This is a genomic window from Streptomyces hilarionis (genome assembly GCF_024539675.1).
GTDB classification, from domain to species: Bacteria; Actinomycetota; Actinomycetes; order Streptomycetales; family Streptomycetaceae; genus Streptomyces; species Streptomyces hilarionis.
On record NZ_JAHHIT010000316.1, the window covers coordinates 1 to 3,452 of the forward strand.

At 73.8% G+C, this 3,452-nt stretch carries 2 protein-coding genes; both read right to left on the minus strand.

Annotation, left to right across the window (positions count from 1 at the left end):
- Positions 1-311: 311 nt before the first annotated feature.
- The gene (locus KMS84_RS38240; protein WP_256921160.1) at positions 312-779 is read right to left on the minus strand and encodes a PaaI family thioesterase; all 468 of its coding nucleotides are present in this window, start codon (positions 777-779) and stop codon (positions 312-314) included.
- Positions 780-828: 49 nt separating this feature from the next.
- Entirely contained in the window at positions 829-3,120 is a 2,292-nt protein-coding gene (locus KMS84_RS38245; RefSeq protein ID WP_256921161.1) for an FdhF/YdeP family oxidoreductase, read from the minus strand.
- Between the last annotated feature and the right edge of the window lie 332 nt (positions 3,121-3,452).

Consider the following 3,452-nt stretch of genomic DNA (forward strand, 5'->3'; position numbering starts at 1 on the left):
GGACCGGGGCGGGGGTGTGGCGGGCGGGGGAGTGGCGGCGGGGGCGGCGTCCGCGTGCTCGGGGCCCCGGTCGCAGGCAGTCACCGCCGCCCCGGCCAGGGCCGCCGCCAGCAGGGCGGGCCCGAGCAGCCGCGCCGTCGCTCTCGCCCCAGGGGCGTTCGCCGTCGTCATGCCCGCGACGCTAGGCCGCCGGGGCGGCGCCGGGCAACGGGGCGCCGCGCACCGCCGTCGGGCGTCGGCCCGCGGCGGCGACGCGGGGTGCAGGGCGTCGGCGCGCCGCGGTGGGGGCGTGCTGCGCGGGGCGCCGGGTGTCAGCCGGTGGCGGTGGGGGCGTCGCGCAGGAGGCAGGTGAGGCGGGCGGTGCACACGCGCCGGCCCTCCTCGTCGCTGATCACGATCTCGTACGTGGCCGTGGAGCGGCCCCGGTGCACGGGGGTGGCGACGCCCGTCACCAGGCCGGAGCGGGCGCCGCGGTGGTGGGTGCAGTTCAGGTCGACGCCGACGGCGATCTTGGTGCTGCCGCCGTGCAGCATCGAGCCGACCGAGCCGAGGGTCTCGGCGAGGACCGCGGAGGCGCCGCCGTGGAGCAGTCCGTAGGGCTGGGTGTTGCCCTCGACGGGCATGGTGCCCACGACGCGGTCCGCGGACGCCTCCACGATCTGCACGCCCATGCGGGAGCCGAGGTGCCCGGCGGAGAACAGGGCGGCGAGGTCGATGCCGAGGGCGGCGTACTCGTCGATGACCTCTTGCGGGAACTTCACGTGCTGCTGCTCGCCCATGGGGTCCTGCTCCGTTCGTCGATCACATCCGGCGTCACTGAGCGAACGCTCAGTCGGTGGCCGATTGTTCCAGACGGACCACGACGGACTTGCTGGCCGGGGTGTTGCTGGTGTCGGCGGTGGCGTCCAGCGGGACCAGCACGTTGGTCTCCGGGTAGTACGCGGCGGCGCACCCGCGCGTGGTCGGGTACAGCACGACCCGGAAGCCGGGCGCCCGCCGCTCCACCCCGTCCTCCCACTCGCTCACCAGGTCCACGTACGCGCCCTCGGCGAACCCGAGCACGCGCGCGTCCTCGGCGTTGACCAGGACGACCCGGCGGCCGTTCCTGATGCCGCGGTAACGGTCGTCGAGGCCGTAGATCGTGGTGTTGTACTGGTCGTGCGAACGCAGCGTCTGAAGCAGCAGGCGGCCCTCGGGCAGCTTCGGGTACTCGACCGGCGCGGCGGTGAAGTTGGCCTTGCCGGTGGCGGTGGGGAAGCGGCGCTCGTCGCGCGGGGCGTGCGGGAGGGTGAAGCCGCCGAGGCGGCCGTCGGAGTCCGTCACGCGCGCGTTGAAGTCCTCGAAGCCGGGGATCACCCGCGCGATGCGGTCCCGGATCGCCGCGTAGTCCCTCTCGAACTCCTCCCACGGCGTCGCGCTTCCCTCGCCCAGCACCCGGCGTGCCAGGCGGCACACGATGGCCGGCTCCGACAGCAGATGCGCGCTCGCGGGCGCGAGCCGGCCCCGGGAGCCGTGCACCATGCCCATGGAGTCCTCGACGGTCACGAACTGCTCGCCGCCGTCCTGCACATCGCGCTCGGTGCGTCCCAGGGTCGGCAGGATCAGGGCGCGCGCGCCGGTGACGACGTGCGAGCGGTTCAGCTTCGTCGACACGTGCACGGTCAGCCGGGCGCGCCGCATGGCCGCCTCGGTGACATCGGTGTCGGGCGAGGCGGACACGAAGTTGCCGCCCATGGCGAAGAACAGTTTCGCCTCGCCGTCGCGCAGCGCGCGGATGGCGCGCACCACGTCGAAGCCGTGCGCGCGCGGCGGCGCGAAGCCGAACTCCTTCTCCAGGGCGTCCAGGAAGGCCGGCGCGGGCCGCTCGAAGATGCCCATCGTGCGGTCGCCCTGCACGTTGGAGTGGCCGCGCACGGGGCACACGCCCGCGCCCGGGCGGCCGATGTTCCCGCGCAGCAGGAGGAAGTTGACGACCTCGCGGATCGTGGGCACGGAGTGCTTGTGCTGGGTGAGGCCCATGGCCCAGCAGACGATGGTGCGCCGCGAGGCGAGCACCATGGCCAGGGCCTCCTCGATCTGCGCGCGGCTCAGGCCGGTCGCGGTGAGCGTCTCGTCCCAGTCGGCGGCGCGTGCCGCCCGGGCGAACTCCTCGAAGCCGTGGGTGTGCTCGGCGATGAACGCCTCGTCGAGCGCGCCCTCGGTCTCCAGGACGAGTTTGTTGAGGAGGCGGAAGAGCGCCTGGTCGCCGCCGATGCGGATCTGCAGGAACAGGTCGGTGAGCGCGGCGCCCTTGACCATGCCCTGCGGGGTCTGCGGGTTCTTGAAACGCTCCAGGCCCGCCTCGGGCAGCGGATTGACGCTGATGATCTTCGCGCCGCCCGCCTTGGCCTTCTCCAGCGCGGAGAGCATGCGGGGGTGGTTGGTGCCCGGGTTCTGTCCGGCGACGATGATCAGATCGGCCCGGTACAGGTCCTCCAGCAGGACGCTGCCCTTGCCGATGCCTATCGTCTCCGACAGGGCCGAGCCGGACGACTCGTGGCACATGTTGGAGCAGTCCGGAAGGTTGTTCGTGCCGAGTTCGCGGGCGAACAGCTGGTAGAGGAACGCCGCCTCGTTGCTGGTGCGGCCCGAGGTGTAGAAGACGGCCTCGTCGGGGGAGGCGAGGGCGGCCGTCTCCTCGGCGATGATGTCGAAGGCGCGCTCCCAGGTGACCGGCTCGTAGCGGTCGGCCCCCTCGGGCAGGTACATGGGGTGGGTGAGCCGCCCCTGCTGGCCCAGCCAGTAGCCGCTGCGTCCGGCCAGGTCGGCCACGGGGTGCGCGGCGAAGAACTCGGGCGTGACCCGGCGCAGCGTCGCCTCCTCGGCGACCGCCTTGGCGCCGTTCTCGCAGAACTCCGCGGCATGCCGGTGCTCGGGCTCGGGCCACGCGCAGCCCGGGCAGTCGAAGCCGTCTTTCTGGTTGACGCGCAGCAGCGTCAGCGCGGTGCGCTTCACGCCCATCTGCTGCCTGGCGATGCGCAGGGAGTGCCCGACGGCGGGCAGACCCGCGGCCGCGTGCTGGGGCCCGGCGACCCGCGGCGCGTCCTGGACCGGATCAGCTTTGGGCGGCTTCGATGCCATCGCGCGCTCTCCTTCGACCTGCGTGGGGGCCGTGTCCCGAGGGGGCCGGGTTCCGTGTGTGCCGTCTGGCGGGCGGGCCGCGCGTCGTGCCGTGCGCGCCGCCGGAGCGATCCTCGCACGGGCCGCCGACAACGATCCCGTGTGGTGCTGCTCACGGACACGGGAAAGGGGCCGCGGGCGATGGGCGATGGGCGATGGGTGATGGGCGGCGGGCGATGAGCGCGGGGCGGCGGGTCATGGGGCCGGGAGGCCGGGAGGCCGGGAGACCGTGAGGACGGGTGGGCCCGGGGAGGCGGGCCCGGAGGCCGAAGCGGCGCGGGTCGCCCGAAGAC

What these genes read in the sequence shown, in the direction of transcription:
- KMS84_RS38240 (WP_256921160.1), bottom strand. Translation starts at nt 779, where the DNA reads ATGGGCGAGCAGCAGCACGTGAAGTTCCCGCAAGAGGTCATCGACGAG.
- KMS84_RS38245 (WP_256921161.1), bottom strand. Translation starts at nt 3,120, where the DNA reads ATGGCATCGAAGCCGCCCAAAGCTGATCCGGTCCAGGACGCGCCGCGG.